Annotated in this window: 10 protein-coding genes and 3 pseudogenes; 8 read left to right on the top strand and 5 right to left on the bottom strand. The window is 61.0% G+C overall.

Annotated elements, in window-relative coordinates:
* Nucleotides 1-43: 43 nt before the first annotated feature.
* From BMAGN_RS00995 to BMAGN_RS00980, 4 genes and pseudogenes are all read right to left on the bottom strand, one after another.
* A pseudogene (locus BMAGN_RS00995) lies at nucleotides 44-1,238 on the bottom strand (pyridoxal phosphate-dependent aminotransferase).
* A gap of 56 nt (nucleotides 1,239-1,294) precedes the next feature.
* Nucleotides 1,295-1,960, bottom strand: a complete 666-nt coding sequence (locus BMAGN_RS00990) for a methionine ABC transporter permease (RefSeq protein ID WP_022859560.1) — start codon at nucleotides 1,958-1,960, stop codon at nucleotides 1,295-1,297.
* A 53-nt stretch (nucleotides 1,961-2,013) separates the two neighbouring features.
* A pseudogene (locus BMAGN_RS00985) lies at nucleotides 2,014-2,766 on the bottom strand (methionine ABC transporter ATP-binding protein); the annotation flags it as partial.
* Nucleotides 2,767-2,819: 53 nt separating this feature from the next.
* Nucleotides 2,820-3,692: a MetQ/NlpA family ABC transporter substrate-binding protein gene (locus tag BMAGN_RS00980; RefSeq protein ID WP_022859559.1), complete on the bottom strand. Its 873-nt coding sequence runs from the start codon at nucleotides 3,690-3,692 to the stop codon at nucleotides 2,820-2,822.
* A gap of 613 nt (nucleotides 3,693-4,305) precedes the next feature.
* Here BMAGN_RS00980 and BMAGN_RS00975 point away from each other — a divergent pair.
* The 8 genes and pseudogenes from BMAGN_RS00975 to BMAGN_RS00945 all read left to right on the top strand — a co-directional run bounded on the left by BMAGN_RS00975 (nucleotide 4,306) and on the right by BMAGN_RS00945 (nucleotide 13,417).
* Nucleotides 4,306-5,358, top strand: a complete 1,053-nt coding sequence (locus BMAGN_RS00975) for a LacI family DNA-binding transcriptional regulator (protein WP_022859557.1) — start codon at nucleotides 4,306-4,308, stop codon at nucleotides 5,356-5,358.
* Nucleotides 5,359-5,570: 212 nt separating this feature from the next.
* Complete coding sequence (locus tag BMAGN_RS00970; RefSeq protein ID WP_022859556.1) at nucleotides 5,571-6,968, top strand: MFS transporter; 1,398 nt, start codon at nucleotides 5,571-5,573, stop codon at nucleotides 6,966-6,968.
* Between the two features lie 53 nt (nucleotides 6,969-7,021).
* Nucleotides 7,022-8,605, top strand: a complete 1,584-nt coding sequence (locus BMAGN_RS00965) for a glycoside hydrolase family 32 protein (protein WP_022859555.1) — start codon at nucleotides 7,022-7,024, stop codon at nucleotides 8,603-8,605.
* Nucleotides 8,606-8,801: 196 nt separating this feature from the next.
* On the top strand, nucleotides 8,802-9,692 hold the full coding sequence (gene thiM / locus BMAGN_RS00960; RefSeq protein WP_022859554.1) for a hydroxyethylthiazole kinase: 891 nt from the start codon (nucleotides 8,802-8,804) through the stop codon (nucleotides 9,690-9,692).
* Nucleotides 9,693-9,715: 23 nt separating this feature from the next.
* Nucleotides 9,716-10,393: pseudogene (locus BMAGN_RS08640) on the top strand (thiamine phosphate synthase); the annotation flags it as partial.
* Nucleotides 10,394-10,462: 69 nt separating this feature from the next.
* Nucleotides 10,463-11,317 (top strand): bifunctional hydroxymethylpyrimidine kinase/phosphomethylpyrimidine kinase, encoded by an 855-nt coding sequence (thiD, locus tag BMAGN_RS08635; protein ID WP_338010442.1) that lies wholly within the window; start codon nucleotides 10,463-10,465, stop codon nucleotides 11,315-11,317.
* 177 nt (nucleotides 11,318-11,494) lie between these two features.
* Nucleotides 11,495-12,301: an ABC transporter permease gene (locus tag BMAGN_RS00950; RefSeq protein ID WP_022859552.1), complete on the top strand. Its 807-nt coding sequence runs from the start codon at nucleotides 11,495-11,497 to the stop codon at nucleotides 12,299-12,301.
* 54 nt (nucleotides 12,302-12,355) lie between these two features.
* Nucleotides 12,356-13,417: an ABC transporter substrate-binding protein gene (locus BMAGN_RS00945; protein WP_022859551.1), complete on the top strand. Its 1,062-nt coding sequence runs from the start codon at nucleotides 12,356-12,358 to the stop codon at nucleotides 13,415-13,417.
* 27 nt (nucleotides 13,418-13,444) lie between these two features.
* Here the strand turns inward: BMAGN_RS00945 and BMAGN_RS00940 are convergent, their stop codons facing one another.
* Nucleotides 13,445-14,236 carry an isoprenyl transferase gene (locus BMAGN_RS00940; protein WP_022859550.1) on the bottom strand — a complete coding sequence of 264 codons (792 nt, stop codon included), beginning with the start codon at nucleotides 14,234-14,236 and terminating at the stop codon, nucleotides 13,445-13,447.
* Between the last annotated feature and the right edge of the window lie 4 nt (nucleotides 14,237-14,240).

Genomic DNA, 14,240 nt, shown 5'->3' with positions numbered 1-14,240 from the left:
ATTAACCATTCCAAACTACCGCCTCATGCTGACTATGGCAACGTCAGGCGCGGGTGCATGCGCGCACGCGATCCACGGCCTGCGCGAGGCGCGCTTCGGGTTGCAACAGGCTCAGCCGCACCCACTGCTCCCCTTGCGCGCCGAAACATGCGCCGTCAAGCACACATACGTCCGCTTCGCGCAACAGGCGCGAGGAGAACGAACGGCCCGTCTCCCCCCGCCGGCGCGCGCATCCATGTATACAGTCCGCCGCTGGCCGGGAACACTTCGTATCCCAAGGCCCGCAGCGGCGCTTCCACGAGCTCGCGGCGGCATCCATAGCACGCCGCCAAATGGCGCACGCACTCTTGGTCGCTCCTCAGCGCCGCGGCGCCCGCGTCCTGCACAAAAGTGGTGACCATGGATCCCATTTGGTAATGGTATTGTTTGGCGACGGCCACAAGCGCGCTGTTGCCCGCGATGAAGCCTGCGCGCCAGCCGGCCATGCCATACATTTTGGAAAGGCTCACGATTTCGACGGCCACATCGCGAGCGCCGTCCACGCCCAGGATGCTGCACTGCTGTTCGTCAACGCCCAGGCCCGCATAGGCGAAATCGTGGATGATCGCGAAATGGTGCGTTTTGGCGAGCTGTACGGCGCGTTCGAAAAACGAGCGTGGCGCCTGGGCGCCTGTGGGATTGTTGGGATAGTTGAGCACGAGCAGTTGCACGTCGTCCCATTGTTCGGGGCTTATGGCGTCAAGGTCGGGAAGGAATCCGAGCTCGCTTCGCGCGGGCAAATGCAGTTCGCGTCCGCGCAGCATGGCCGTCATGCAGTGGTAGCTCGGATAGTACGGGTCGGTGAACGCGACGGTATCGCCCGCGTCCACCAGCACGTTGAACAGCGAGGCGAGCCCGTCCACGGCGCCTTCTACGGCGAAGAGTTCCTTGCTGGCGTCGAGGCGCACATCATGCTCGGCCTCATACCAGTGGGCGGCCGCCTCAAGGAACGAGCGTTTGCCGTCGAAGGACGCGTACCGCGCATTATCCGGCACGTTTACCGCGCGAACGGCTTCGTCGCGGATGAATCGGGCGGGATACGCGTCGGGATTGCCGACGGACAGGTCGATGACGTCGCGGCCGGCAGCCCGGGCCTGGGCGACCATGGTCATCGAATGTTCGAATACGTTGGGCCCGATGGCGCGTGCGGTTGGCGAGAATGTGATCGACGCGGCATTCCAGGGCGTGTGCTGGGTCATAGTGCTTTCTTCCTCTATATGCTTCCTCTATAGGTCTCCATGGTGGTTCGCGGGGGTTAGTGAATTACCGCGCGCGCAATGAGGTCGCCAACCCATTGGATGACTTGCACAAGCACGACGAGCAGTACCACGATGGCGATAAGCACGCCCGTTTCATAGCGGTTGTAGCCGAATTGGATGGCCATGTCTCCGATCCCGCCCGCGCCGATCGTGCCGACCATGGCCGAATAGCCGAGCAGCGAGATGACCGTGAGCACAATGCCGCGGATGAACGAGGGCAGCGCTTGCGGGAATATGGCGTCACACAGGATTTGGCGTGTGGGCGCGCCCGTGGCGATGGCCGCTTCGATTAGTCCCGAGTCCACTTCGGTGAACGAGTTTTCGGCGATGCGCGCGAAGAACGGGATGGCGGCGATTGATAGCGCGATCGCACCGCCCAGCGGCGTGTACGGGTCGCCGATAATCAGCTGGATCAGCGGGATGAGTACCACGAGCAAAATGAGGAACGGCATGGACCGGATGGCGTTGACCACGAATCCGACCACATTGTTGACGGCCGCGTTCGGGGAGAACAGGTGGTGTTGCGTCAGGAACAGCGCGATGGCCAGCAGCGTGCCGAACACCACGCCGACCACCGTGGCGATCGACACCATGAAGAACGTGTCGGCAAGCGCCTTGCCCAGATTGTCTTGCAGAATCTCGAGTGTGGATTGCCAGTTCATGCGGCCTCCCCTGTTTCTTCGCTGAGCAGCGCGCCCACGTTGCGGTACGAGAGCAGGAACTGCTCAATAAGGCCGCGCGTTACGGTTTCTTGCGGGTTGCGGAATACGTCGAAGGTGGGGCCGTGTTCCACGATGCGCCCGGACTCCATCACGGCCACGCGGTCGAATATGCGCTGCGCCACTTCAAGCTGGTGCGTAATGAACACGACGGTGACGCCAAGTTCGCGGTTCACGCGCCGCAGCAGTGACAAAATGCCTTCAGTGGTTTCCAAGTCGAGCGCGCTTGTGGCCTCGTCGCACAGCAGTATTTGCGGATTGTTGGCGAGCGCCCTCGCGATCGAGACGCGCTGCTTTTGTCCTCCCGACAGCTGGCTTGGATACACGTCCGCCTTGTCTTCCAGCCCCACCAGCGCCAGCAGTTCGCGGATGCGCGGTTCGCGCGCCTGTTTGGGGACTCCGGCGGCTTTAAGCGCGAACGCGATGTTGCGCGCCACCGTAGCGTTGCCGATGAGGTTGAACCCTTGGAAAATCATGCCGATGTCGCGGCGCAGTTCGCGCAGCTGTTTGCCGCGCAGGTCCGTCACGTCGCGCCCTGAGATGATCACGCGCCCTTCGCTGGGGCGTTCAAGCAGGTTGATCGTGCGCACGAGCGTGGATTTTCCCGCGCCCGAGAATCCCACAATGCCGAAAATTTCGCCTTTGCGTACGTTCAGGCTCACATGCTTGACGGCGTCGACCGTCCGTTTGCCGTCTTGGAATCGTACGCAGATGTCGCGCAGTTCAATAATTGGTGCCGGCTGTTCCATAATGTTGTGCTCCCTGGTATTTCCGTTTCCCGTGTCAGTTCATTGCGGCTGGCTTACGCCCATGTGGTCGGTTTGCCGAAATCCTTGAAGTCGCTGTCGGCGATGGCTTTTTTAAATTCGTCGCTGTTGAGCAGTTCCCTCACCTTTTGGCCGAAGTCGGAGTCGACATCGCCGCCGCGTACGGCGAACACGTTGATCACGCCTTCGCTTTGCTGTTCGGTGGCGAGCGCGTCGGCCGGGTCGAATCCGGCCGCCCACGCGTAGTTGCCGGGAACGAGCGCCACGTCCACCGTGTCAAGCGAGCGCGCGAGTTGGGCGGCATCAAGCGTTTTGATGTTCAGCTGCTTGGGGTTGCTTGCGATGTCGGAGACGCTGGCTTTCGTGCTGTCCACGCCGTCTTTGAGTGTGACGAGCTTGTTCTGTTGCAATACGCCGAGTGTGCGCGCAAGATTGGAGCCGTCGTTGGCCACGGCCACGGTCGCGCCGTTGGGGATGGCGTCGATCGAATCGTATTTCTTGGAGTAGGCGGCCAGTCCGAGCGTCGGGACCTGGCCGACGGAGGCGATATCGAGATTGTTGTCGGCGCGGAATTTGGTCAGATAGTTGATGTGCTGCATGAGGTTGGCGTCGATGCTGCCGGAGGCGAGCGCCTTGTCGGGCTGCACATAGTCGTTGAATTCCTTGACGGTCAGGTCGTAGCCGTCATCTTTGAGCAGTGGCGCGATCACGTCCTTGACCATGTCTCCGTAAGGTCCGGGGCATACGCCCACGCTCACCTGCACGGTGTGGTCGGCCGTGGGTGTGGCGATATGGGCCGCGGGGCCCGATTGCGAGGAGGAGGATCCGCAGGCGCATGCGGTCAGCGCGATAATGCCCGCGCACGTTACTGCAATCGTTTTCTTAATGGAATTGGCGATAGTAGTCATGGGTACAGTGCTCCTGGAAATAGAGAAAAAGTATGAAAAAAGTGGGAAAAAGATACGGTGGTACCCGTATATGCGCCCGGCAGACGTCATCGGCGAATCATATATGTCGCGAAATATCGTGAAAAAATTACAATATTTGGCAATGCAATTCCGACGATGCTGAATACGTATTCAATTCGTTTGATTCGGATCGCGGAATATCAATAATTCATAAATTTACATATATGAATTGCGCCACGGCGAGCGGCGAGAGAAAGATTGGATGACGGGCCGGTCATGCCGGCGCACCGTTACAGGTCACCCATGCAATATTGGAAAGAAATAAAACGGCCCTCAGGCCATACCGATCATACGGCGGGCGTAGGCGCACACAGCACAGTTCATGACGCCGGCCTCGATGATGATGGTGTTCATTTTTGTGCCGTCCTTTCCATGAAATGTTCCCTACGATGATTCACGAACCGACTGATTGTGATGTACTGTTCGATTCGCTTGATATGCCACGATACTTGACGGCCTTGTACAGGCCGCAGATAGCGTCCACATAGTGAAAACATCTGTTCCAGATCTTTTCCCATGGCGTCGCGTCTGACCAGTGGCTACTCTGGAACATATGGTCACCATGAAGCAAATTGCCGAGCGTACGGGCGTTTCCGTCTCCACGGTCTCCCTTGTGCTCAACCACCGCGACGAAGGGCGCGTCAAAGCCGACATCGCGCGCAAAGTGCGCACCACTGCGCAGGAACTCGGATATCAGCCCAACGCGCTTGCGCGTTCCTTGCGCACCAACAAAATCCCGATTATCGGATTCGTCAGCGAGGAAGTGGCGACCACGCCGTATGCAGGCGGCATCATCCAGGGCGCGCAGGACGCGGCGCGGGAACTGGGATATTTGCTCATTACCGTCAGCGGCGACGACGCGGCCACCGTTGAGCAGGAAGTGCTCGCGTTGAAACGCTACGGCATCGACGCGTTCATCTATTCGGCCATGTCGAACCGCGTGGTCACGATCCCGCAATGCCTGGCCGACTATCCGCTGGTCCTGGCCGACGCCACGGACCGCGACAACCGCTTCCCCGCCATCGAGCCGGACGAATTCCGCATCGGCTACGACGCCACCACACGCCTGATCGAGGCCGGATGCGCCAACATCGCCTATGTCGGCTGCACGACGCCGGGCCCCATCATCGCCCAGCGCGGGCGACTGGAAGGTTACCGTGCCGCGTTGGACGACCACGGCAGGGAATTCAACGAAGCTCTGGTATGCAATGTGGACGGCAATGAAGAGGCGTTGCGGGCGGTGGAGCACCTGTTTGCCGAACAGCATCCCGACGGATTCTTTTGCTTCAACGATTCGCGCGCCTGGTACGTGTATGAATGTGCGGCAAGGCAAGGGCTGATCGTCGGCAAGGACATCTCCGTTGTCGGTGTGGACAACCACCGCGTCATTGCGGAAACCTTCGCGCCACAGCTGACCACGATCGCGCTGCCCCACTATGAGATGGGCTATTGGGCCGCCGACAAGCTCATCAGCATCGTGGAACATCGCGATATCGCGCCCACGCCCAATCCGCTTATGCTTGCGCCGATCCCGCCGCTGGACGGCGAGGAGCCCGTGAAAATGCACTGCGTGCTTATCGAGAAGGAATCGGTGCGCCCGCAATAAGCGACACGCCGGGATCTCAGAAACCGGCAATATCGGAAATGGCGGAACGTCAATCGTTTGACGCACTACTGTGACCCTTTCGTGAAGAAAGTGCGTCAATCGTTTGACGTCAAACGTTTGACGCGTTATATTCGTAAGCAAGAACTTCGCAGTAGGAATCTTTTTCCTGAAGTTTGTCCATTATTCCGTGATCTCAACGACGAGGTGTCACCATGGTGAATAAACCGAAGACCGCAAAAATCTGGTCCAACCCGTCCTATTTGCAGAGCTCGTTTGGCATTTTCCTGTTCTTCTGCTCATGGGGCATCTGGTGGTCCTTCTTCCAGCGCTGGCTCAATACCATTGGCCTGAACGGCGCGGAAGTCGGCACCGTCTATTCCATCAACTCGCTGGCCACGCTGATCCTCATGTTCGGCTACGGCATCATCCAGGACAACCTGGGCATCAAGCGCCGTCTCGTGGTCGTCATCGCCACCATCGCGGCACTGATCGGCCCCTTCGTCCAGTTCGTGTACGCGCCGCTCATGCAGACGAACATCATGGCCGCCGCCCTGATCGGCTCCGTGGTGCTCTCCGCCGGCTTCATGTCCGGATGCTCGCTGATTGAAGCGCTTACCGAACGCTACAGCCGCAAGTTCGGCTTCGAATACGGCCAGTCCCGCGCATGGGGCTCCTTCGGCTACGCCATTGTGGCCCTGATCGCCGGCATTGTCTTCAACATCAACCCGATGATCAACTTCTGGCTCGGCTCCGCATTCGGCGTGGGCATGCTCATCGTGTACCTCACGTGGTACCCGGCCGAGCAGCGCCAGGCCCTCAAGGAAGCGGCCGACCCGAACGCCGAGAAGTCCAACCCGTCCTTCAAGGACATGGCCAACGTGCTCAAGATGCCGACGCTGTGGGTGCTCATCATCTTCATGCTGCTGACCAACACGTTCTACACGGTCTTCGACCAGCAGATGTTCCCGACCTACTACGCCTCGCTGTTCCCGAGCATTGAAACGGGCAACACGGTCTACGGCGTGCTCAACTCCATCCAGGTCTTCTGCGAATCCGCGATGATGGGCGTCGTCCCGATCATCATGCGCAAGATCGGCGTGCGCAACGCGCTGCTGCTGGGCGCCACCGTCATGTTCCTGCGCATCGGCCTGTGCGGCATCTTCCACGACCCGGTAGCCATCTCCATCGTCAAGATGTTCCACGCCATCGAGGTTCCGCTGTTCTGCCTGCCGGCGTTCCGCTACTTCACGCTGCACTTCAACCCGAAGCTCTCGGCCACGCTGTACATGGTGGGCTTCCAGATCGCCTCGCAGATCGGCCAGGTTATCTTCTCCACCCCGCTGGGCATGCTGCACGACCGCTTCGGCGACCGCACCACCTTCCTGTCCATCAGCGGCATCGTGCTGCTGGCAACGATCTACGGCTTCTTCGTCATCAAGCGCGACGACGAGCACGTGGACGGCGATCCGTTCCTGCGTGACCGCGACCGCAAGGAAATGGAACTCATCGAAGAGAACCTGCAGCCAGACGCCGAGCTGGAAACGAGCCCCGTAGGCGTCGCAGCACGGGTGCGCGACAACCGCGCGGCCCAGCCGGAATACGCAAGCTGAGCCTCCGGCCGCAGTCCACAACCACTATTCGAATCGTTCAAGGAATATCAATCATGACCAACTTCACCCCATCCCAGCCGGTACTCACGCCGATTGCCAACCACAAGGAGCAGCTCGCACTCGCCGAGCGCGGCGTGGCCAAGCTCGCCGCGGGCCGCAACGACCGCTGGTACCCCAAGTTCCATATCGCCTCGCCGGGCGGATGGATCAACGATCCCAATGGCCTGTGCTATTACGGCGGACGCTGGCACGTGTTCTACCAGCTCCATCCCTACGGCACGCAGTGGGGACCGATGCACTGGGGCCACGTCTCCTCCACGGACCTTGTCCACTGGAAGCGCGAACCCATCGCTTTCGCGCCCAGCCTCGAACAGGAAAAGGACGGCGTTTTCTCGGGCTCGGCCGTGGTGGACGATAACGGCGACCTGAAAATCTTCTACACGGGCCACCGTTGGGCCAACGGCAAGGACAACACGGGCGGCGACTGGCAGGTCCAGATGCTCGCCGAACCTGAGGACGATTCGCTCACTTCCTTCACGAAGCGCGGCATGATCATCGACTGCCCCGTTGACGAGGTCGACCACCACTACCGCGACCCCAAGGTCTGGAAGACGGGCGACACCTGGTACATGACGTTCGGCGTCTCCTCCAAGGACAAGCGCGGCCAGATGTGGCTGTTCACCTCCGAAGACATGGTGCGCTGGACCTATGCGGGCGTGCTGTTCGAGCACCCGGATCCGGACGTGTTCATGCTCGAGTGCCCCGACTTCTTCCCGCTTACCGACAAGAACGGCGAGACCAAGTGGGTGATCGGATTCTCGGCCATGGGCGCCAAGCCGGACGGATTCATGAACCGCAATGTGAGCAACGCCGGCTACATGATCGGCTCGTGGACGCCGGGCGGCAAGTTCGTACCGGAAACCGAATTCCGCCTGTGGGATTGGGGCCACAACTTCTATGCCCCGCAGTCCTTCACGGCGGATGGACGCCAGTTCATGGTCGGCTGGATGAGCCCGTTCGTGCAGCCCATCCCGATGGAGCATGACGGCTGGTGCGGCAACCTCACGCTGATGCGCGAAATCGTGCTCGGCGAAGACGGCGACATCCACACCATTCCTGTGGCCCAAACCGAGGAGCTGCGCACGAGCACCATCGAACGCGACAACGTCGCGCTGCGTCCCAACACGTCGCTCACGCTGACGCCGGACGCGCAGGCTTGCGAAATCGAGCTGACGCTCGACCTGGCGAACCTGACCGCGGAACGCGCCGGCCTCCATGTGAACGCCACGCCGGACGGCAGCTACACCTCCATCGTCTTCGACGCCCAGCTGGGCCGCGTCGTCATCGACCGCCAAGCCATGGCGAACGGCGACAAGGGCTACCGCGCGGCGCCGTTGAGCGCCGAGGAACTGGCCAGCGGCACGCTGAACCTGCACGTGTTCGTGGACCGCGGCTGCGTGGAAGTGTACATCAACGGCGGCAAGCAGGTCATGAGCTCCTACTCGTTCGCAAGCGAAGGGCCGCGCGCCATTGAGCTTGTCTCAGAATCCGGATCCTGCGTATTTTCGTCGGTCCGCGTCCACGAACTCGCGTCTATCGGGCTTGACGCGTCGTCTTCGCTGGACACGGTCGACTAATCCGCGAGATTTCCGGATCTAGCAAACGCCTCCTTGTCTTACTCTGCACATAACGTTCGTAGAGTAAGCAGGGGGGGCTTTTTCGTGCCGCCGCCGCGTGTTTCACACATGGGACACGGCAACGCAAAAGCTGAGATGGGCGTATGCCCGGACCCTTCGAACCTGTTGGCCAATACCATCGTAGGGAGCGTTCATCATGACTTCTCATACCATCACACCATCCACGTGGCACGCCGTCGACGCCGACGATCCAATCCGCGCCCGTATCGTCCAAGCCGCACGCGACGTTCGCGAACGCACGCCGCTGGCCCAGTCGTTCACCAATTTCGTGACGATGAATTTTGTGGCCAACGCGCAGCTTGCCGCCGGAGGCAGCGCCGCCATGAGCCTGCTGGACCAGGACATTGTGGAGATCTCCTCCGTGGCCGGCGCCACCTACATCAATGTGGGCACGTTGCTGCCCTCCTACCAGGACGCGCTGCACGCCATTGTCCGCGCATTCAAGGAATCGGGCCACATGTGGGTGCTCGATCCTGTGGCGGCCGGCCTTGGCGCCGCCCGTACGGCCATTTTGACCGACATGGCCAACGCCGCGCCGAATATTGTGCGAGGCAACGCTTCGGAATTGATCGCATTGGCTTCCATGTGGGGCCTGCAGAGCGCGGATGGCTCGTCGCGCCCGGAAGGCGTCGAATCCGTGGACGATGTGGAATCGGCGGCCGCCGCGGCCCGCGCCGCGGCACAGTTCATCACGACCGAGCGCGGCGAAGGCGCCGTGGCCGTTTCCGGAGCGATCGATCTGGTAACTGACGGCGATCGCACGTTCCGCCTTCCGGGCGGCAGCCCGCTCATGACGAAGATTACGGGCGCGGGATGCTCGTTGGGCGGCGTGACGGCCACATATTTGTGCGTGACGGATCCGCTGACGGCGGCGCTGGCCGCGTCTTTGCTCTATAACCGCGCGTCCGAGATGGCGGCCGAACACGCCCATGGTCCGGGCTCGTTCCAAGCGGAGTTCCTGGATGCGCTGTGGACGTGCGCTCCGGAAGACATTGCGAACGGTGAACTCTTCGAGGTGCGCGACTAGGCGCGCTTCGCCGCCGTGACGCCATGCCGCGGCAGACAATTCAGGAAATCAGGGAATCTATGGAACAGTTTGCATACGCGTCCATGCGCGCCACATGCGATATCAGCAAGTATCTGGTGGTCGGGCCTTCCGATTGCGCGGGGCGCGACCTTAGTGATGTAGTGCGCGAGGCGTTGGCCGGCGGCATCACTTTTGTGCAGTTGCGCGACAAGGGCGCAGACGTGTCCACGCTCGTCCGCGAGGTGCGCGAGATCGCCGATGTGATCCGCGAGTCGAGTCGTGAGCAGGAGGTGGCGTTCGTCATTGACGACCGCGTGGACGCGGCCGTACAGGCGCGCGCCGAGGGCATCAAGGTGGACGGCGTGCATGTGGGTCAGGACGATCTCGATCCTGTGCTAGCACGCCGTTTGCTGGGCCGCGACGCGATTGTGGGATTGAGCGCGAAAACCGCCGAGGATGTGGCGCGCGCCAACGCGCTGCCGTTCGGCACGGTCGATTATCTGGGGGCGGGCCCGTTGCACAAGACGGCCACGAAGCCCGACTGCATTGTGGTGGACGCCGACGGTTCGCAGCACACGTTGGATACGGAACGCATCAATGCACTGTGCGACGCCACCGAACTGCCCGTGATTGTGGGCGGCGGCGTGCACGAATCCGATTTGCCGCTGCTCGCGTCCACACATGCGGCGGGATGGTTTGTGGTGTCCGCGATTGCGGGCGCGCACGATCCGCAACGTGCCGCACGCGCGTTGGTGGACGGGTGGGACAAGCTGCGCGGCGGCACGGTTCCTGAGCATCCCGCGGCCGAGTTGCGTGAAACCACGCTGCCGGCCGCCATCACTGTGGCCACGACGGATTCCTCGGGTGGCGCTGGCGTTCCCGTGGACATCAAGACGATGATGGCGTGCGGCGTGTTCGCCGAATGCGCCGTGGCGGCCATCACCGCGCAAAATACCACGGGCGTCACGCTGATCGAGGAGCTCTCCCCCGAAGCCATTACCGCACAAATCGACGCCGTGTTCGCGGACATTCGTCCCGCGGCCGTGAAAATCGGCATGGTGCCCAGCATTGCGGGCATTACGGCCGTTGCCGACGCGCTTGAGGCCAACCATGCCGACAACATTGTGGCCGACCCCGTAATGGTGGCCACAAGCGGCGCCAAACTCATCAACGACGACGCCATCGAGGCGCTGGTCACGCGCCTGTTCCCGATGGCCACGGTGATCACGCCGAACATTCCCGAGACGCGCGTCCTGCTCAGCGCGATCGGCGAGCCCATGGATATTGCCACCGAACATGACATGGAAGAAGCCGGCAAACGTCTTGCGCGCAAGTTCGGCTGCGCCGTGCTCGTCAAGGGCGGCCATGGCACGCAGGACGCGAGCGATGCGCTCGTGTGCGCGGACGGCTCCGTCACGTGGTTCCGCGGCGAGCGCATCGCCAATCCGAACACGCATGGTACGGGTTGCACGCTCTCGTCCGCGATCGCCGCGTTCCTGGCGCAGGGCGAGACGCTTGAGCAGGCTATCGGACATGCCAAGCGCTACCTGACGGGTGCGTTGCGCCAGATGCTCAATCTTGGCGCGGGCTCGGGCCCGTTCGACCACGCGTGGATGTGGCGCTGATTCATAGCACTGATACTCGGCGGCCGCGGGCGCGTGTCCGGCGCTTGTTGGCCGCCTACCTTACAATGACGCAACGTATAGGTTTAGTTTTCTGATCCGGGTGCGCGCGGACTCCTCACCTTGCCGCTTCCCGCTCCGGGTCGCAAGCACGTGATCGTGCAGAAAGTAAGGTGTCTCGTGGCTCAACGCAACCATCCGACAGCACCCTCGCGCACTCTCAAACGATATGTACCCACATGCGTCACCGTTGCGGTACTGCTCGTCGCCTGGCAAGTGTGGGTGGTGCAGGGCCATGTTCCGTCCACGTTGCTCGCCTCTCCCACCGCCATGGTTCAGTCGATGGTGCGCACCTGGCCCACCTTGTGGCCGGCCACCGTCGTCACGTTCTGGGAGGGATTTCTGGGATTTGCGATCGCCGTGGCGCTTGGCGTGCTGCTGGGCATCGGCCTGTATTGTTCCAAAATCGCGCACGCCGCGTTCTATCCGCTGCTTGTGGCCGCGCAGACGCTGCCGCTTATTTCCGTGGCGCCGCTATTCCTCATCTGGTTCGGATTCGAGCCCGTCGGCAAAGTCGTGATCGTGGCCCTGTTCGCTATCTTCCCTGTCGTCGTGCAGACGGTGCGCGGACTGGAATCGGTGCCGCAATATTATTCCGACGTGGCGCTCACATGCGGCGCCACCCCTTCGTGGACGCTGTGGCATGTCAAGTTGCGCGTGGCCGCTCCCGCGATTTTCGGCGGCGTGCGCGTGTCGGCGGCCTACGTGTTCGCCACGGCTGCGACCGCCGAATATTTGGGCGCGCGCAAGGGACTCGGCATCTGGCTGCAGTCGGCCTACAATTCGTTCCAAACGCCGCTTATTTTCGCCGCGACGATCATGATCGTGCTCATGACGGTCGTACTTATGGTCATCATTCATGTCGCGGAACGCGTTATCTTGGGCAATCCTGCGGACAATGCGGATCCCGACGCGGACCAACTGTGATTTTTATAAATTTTCTTCAACTGTTCAATAATCATTCGATTCTGTGAGGAACATATGATCAATTTCCGTCGCATTATGGTATCGATTATCGCCGCGCTCACGTCCATCATGACGATTATTGGCGTGGCCGGCTGCGGATCGTCGTCCGCTTCCGAAGATCCGACCGACGTGACGTTCATGCTGTACTGGACTCCCGATACGAACCATATCGGCGTCTATGTGGCGCAAAATCTCGGATATTACAAAGACGCCGGACTCAACGTGAATATTGTGGCCGTCTCCCAGACGGGCGGCGAAACGGCCGTGGATACGGGAGTCGCCGATTTCGCGCTGTCCACAATGACTATTCTGAGCCAGTACGACGCGAAAACGCACGGCGATCTGAAGATGGTGATGCAGGTCCAGCAGAAGCCGAGTTCGATTTGGTGCGCACTCAAGTCGAACGCGTCGATCAAGTCTCCGAAAGATTTTGACGGCAAGACGTTCGCCACGGCCGGTTCCAGCGAATCGGACGCCGTCGTCAAGCGCATGATCCAGAACGACGGTGGCAAGGGCGTGTTCGACAAGGTGACGGCCGGTACGAACACGTTCCAGACGCTTACCAGCGGACGCGCCGATTTCGGCGGATTCTACGCGACTTGGGAAGGTGTGCAGGCTCAGCTGCACGGGCCGGCGCTCAACTGCTTCACGGAACCCGACTACGGCATTCCGGGCAACGCCGATTCGATCGGCGTGATCACGTCGGAGAAGATGATCAAGAACCATCCGCAAACCGTCAAGAAATTCGTGCAGGCCACGCAAAAGGGCTACCAGTACGCTTACGACCATCCGGACGACGCTTCGGAAATCCTCGTGAAGGAAGCTCCTGACGCCAATCTCGAACTCGACATGGTCAAGAAGAGCATGCACACGATCATCGACGGCGACTATTGGGGAGACGCCAACAAGATTGCCGACGGCACCTTCACCATCGGCACGGTGGACACGACGCAGACGCAGCGCTACTTCGATTTCCTGTCCGACACGTCCGACACGTATGTGGACGCGAACGGCAACAAGCTCAAGGAAGCGCCAAAGGCCGCGGACATGTCCACGAACGAATTCGTGAAGCAGTGACGAGCTCCGCCACCGCTTCACATGGCGTCATTTCTTGACGCCACCGAACCTGCGGTCGCGATGGATGTAGTCGTCAATCGAACGCCACAGCACATTGCGGCCGCAGTCCGGGAACAGCTCGGGCACAAAGTCGAGCTCGGCGTAGGCGGCTTCCCACGGCAGGAAGTTGCTCGTACGCTGTTCTCCGGACGTGCGGATCACGAGATCGCAATCGGGAATGTCCGGATTATACAGATGATCGGCCACCATCTTTTCCGTGACCCTGTCGCCGGAAATCTTGCCGTCGCGCACTTCCTTGGCGATCTCGGCGCAGGCGTCGGCAATTTCCGCACGGCCGCCGTAATTGATGCAGAAGACCACGTCAAGCGTCTTGTTGTGCTTGGTCTTTTCCATGGCCACTTCCAGCTCGTCGATCACTGACTTCCACAGGCGCGGACGGCGGCCGCTCCAGCGCACGCGCACACCCCACTCGTTCATCTGGTCCACACGGCGACGAATGATGTCACGGCTGAAGCCCATGAGGAAACGCACCTCCTGCGGGCTGCGCTTCCAGTTTTCCGTGGAGAACGTGTACAGGCTCAAATAGCGCACGCCCGCCTCAATGGCACCGGCAATCGTGTCGAACACCACGGGCTCGGCGGCCTTGTGGCCTTCCGTGCGAATAAGGCCGCGCTGTTGCGCCCAACGGCCGTTGCCGTCCATAATCACGCCCACATGGCGCGGCACTTTGTTTTTGGGAAAATCCGGAATGATCGAGGGATCCGAGAATGGGGCCGCCGGAATGTCCAGCGACGTAGTATCGACATGTTCAAAAGCCATACCG

Origin of the sequence: Bifidobacterium magnum, from assembly GCF_000741255.1 — a bacterium.
GTDB classification, from domain to species: Bacteria; Actinomycetota; Actinomycetes; order Actinomycetales; family Bifidobacteriaceae; genus Bifidobacterium; species Bifidobacterium magnum.
This window is presented reverse-complemented; position numbering and strand designations above follow the sequence as displayed.

What these genes read in the sequence shown, in the direction of transcription:
- BMAGN_RS00990 (WP_022859560.1), bottom strand. Translation starts at nt 1,960, where the DNA reads ATGAACTGGCAATCCACACTCGAGATTCTGCAAGACAATCTGGGCAAG.
- BMAGN_RS00980 (WP_022859559.1), bottom strand. Translation starts at nt 3,692, where the DNA reads ATGACTACTATCGCCAATTCCATTAAGAAAACGATTGCAGTAACGTGC.
- BMAGN_RS00975 (WP_022859557.1), top strand. Translation starts at nt 4,306, where the DNA reads ATGGTCACCATGAAGCAAATTGCCGAGCGTACGGGCGTTTCCGTCTCC.
- BMAGN_RS00970 (WP_022859556.1), top strand. Translation starts at nt 5,571, where the DNA reads ATGGTGAATAAACCGAAGACCGCAAAAATCTGGTCCAACCCGTCCTAT.
- BMAGN_RS00965 (WP_022859555.1), top strand. Translation starts at nt 7,022, where the DNA reads ATGACCAACTTCACCCCATCCCAGCCGGTACTCACGCCGATTGCCAAC.
- thiM (WP_022859554.1), top strand. Translation starts at nt 8,802, where the DNA reads ATGACTTCTCATACCATCACACCATCCACGTGGCACGCCGTCGACGCC.
- BMAGN_RS00945 (WP_022859551.1), top strand. Translation starts at nt 12,356, where the DNA reads ATGATCAATTTCCGTCGCATTATGGTATCGATTATCGCCGCGCTCACG.
- BMAGN_RS00940 (WP_022859550.1), bottom strand. Translation starts at nt 14,236, where the DNA reads ATGGCTTTTGAACATGTCGATACTACGTCGCTGGACATTCCGGCGGCC.